We start from the raw sequence: 2,253 nt of genomic DNA, 5'->3' as shown, positions 1-2,253 counted from the left end.
CAATTGCAATAGAAACTTTAGCAATATTAGCTAATAAACCAACACTATTCAATCTTAAAACACCAGAATTGTAAATACCACTTCCATAAATAGCACTATTACCACTAATGATCCCACCAGTAACATTCAAAGAGTTAGTAGAATAAATAGCTCCACCATTAGCACTGACTTTATTACTAGCTAGATTACTTGAAGAAATAGTTAAAGGAGAACTAGTATAAATTGCTCCACCATTTTTTGCAGAATTACTAGTGAATTTAGAATTTCCAGTTATGGTTGATTGATGGCTACCAGATAAAAATAATGCACCACCATTACCTTTTGCAGTGTTTTTATTAAAAGAACTAGAACCTATAGAAAGAGTATTAGTCGAATAAATAGCTCCACCATCAGTACTGGCTTCATTACTATCTAAATTACTTGAAAAAATAGTTAAAGGAGAACTAGTATAAATTGCTCCACCATTTTTAGCAGAATTACTAGTAAATTTAGAATTTCCAGTTATGGTTGATTGATGGCTACCAGATAAAAATAACCCACCACCATTACCTTTTGCAGTGTTTTTATTAAAAGAACTAGAACTTATAGAAAGAGTGTTGGTTGAATAAATTGCTCCACCGTCTGTAGCTGTGTTTGTAGCAAATGAAGAACCTGTAATCCTCATTTGATTTGTACTATATATAGCTCCACCATTTTTAGCAGAGTTATTGTTAAAATTAGAATTACTAATATTTAAAGTATTTATTGAGTAAATAGCTCCACCAAGTTCTGTTGCTTTATTATTTGTAAAAGTACAACCCTCAATGATTGTTCCAGTGCTTAATTGATTGTATATAGCTCCTCCATTGGGTGCACTATTATTCACAAAAGTACAGCCAATAATTTTAGTATTTTGGGCATTGTTACGGATTGTGATAGCCCCACCACTATTTAAAGCTGTATTACCTGAAAAATAAGAGTTACGAACCTCAACACCAGCTGCTTCATTAATACAAATAGCTCCACCAGCAGTATAATCATTATCATCAGTATTATCTGCTTTATTATCTATAAAACGACAATTAACAATACGAGAACTATCTGCATTCTCATAAAGATATATAGCTGCACCTGAATCACCATTACAACTAGAAAAAGTACAATTTTCAATTAAAACCGTACCATTAGAAGCAATAGCATGAAAACGAGGAGAACTAGCACCAACAAAATTAATAAACCTAAATATCACCTTAGAATCAGAATCAATGAGAAAAGCCCCACTACGATCACCACCATTCAAAGTAGCACGATTAGAATCAGAACTACCACTAATAGTAAGATTCTTACCCTCAATCCTAATACTAGACCCATCACTCGTGTAAGCAGTATTATTTAAATTAATAGTATCTCCAGAACTAGCACTATTCACACTGTTCCTAATATCTCTATAATCGGCACCAGAAACAGAGCTCGTCAACAAAAATACAGCAATAAAAAAGAATGCCACGAAAACAATATGTTTTTTATAAAATTTTTTATTATAAAATATATCCATATATTCACCTCTATATCCAATTATAAAGAAAATATAAGATGTTTACATAATTTTATCAAAGGTTCAATCTCAAAGAAGAATTAAAATATATAATTTATATAAAAATATTTAATTCTATATAATCTTTAAGATCATATTAACATTAGAGCCTCTATGAAAACCTATAACAACAGACTAAATTTAAATTGTCATGACAATAATTTCTCACATACTAATCAAACAATCAAGATAATTCAACAAATAAAGATAGCTAAATCATGCTTTGTTCTTTTTAATATTATTTTTATATCCATAAACACAAATTCTCTTATTTAACTTTTTACCTAGTTTATTGCCAGTAACTGTATTATGATCGCCTTCGATTTTCATTCCATGAATTCTGCATAAACGAGCAAAATTACCTGTGACTTTGTTTTTATCACCATTAATTTTGATTCCATGGTGTTTATTCTTATTAGCTATATTTTTAGAAATTATGTTTTTATTTCCTGAAGATTGAATACCATAGATTCTGTTACCACTAACACGATTTTTAGAGAATAAATTCTGATTACCATGACCAATAATACCATTTGTTTTGGATTTAATCATGTTAGAAATGATTTTATTCTTATTTCCAAGGATTTTTAAGCCTTGAGATTTTGATGTGATTTTATTAGTATTAACATTGTTTTTATACCCATTTACTGAAATTCCTAAATTATTAGACCTAATAATAT

The 2,253-nt window shown here is 29.4% G+C and carries 2 protein-coding genes; both read right to left on the bottom strand.

Annotated features, from left to right (window positions below; genetic code table 11):
• Window positions 1-1,534: right-handed parallel beta-helix repeat-containing protein (locus MBCUT_RS00105; RefSeq protein ID WP_245634915.1), on the bottom strand; the 1,534-nt coding region annotated here is incomplete at its 3' end.
• Between the two features lie 255 nt (window positions 1,535-1,789).
• The coding region (locus tag MBCUT_RS00100) for a NosD domain-containing protein (protein ID WP_169805331.1) at window positions 1,790-2,253 on the bottom strand (464 nt) is incomplete at its 5' end.

The organism is Methanobrevibacter cuticularis (genome assembly GCF_001639285.1).
Taxonomy (GTDB): Archaea; Methanobacteriota; Methanobacteria; order Methanobacteriales; family Methanobacteriaceae; genus Methanobaculum; species Methanobaculum cuticulare.
The sequence above is the reverse complement of the archived record's forward strand: the minus strand, read 5'-3'. Positions and strand labels throughout refer to the sequence as shown.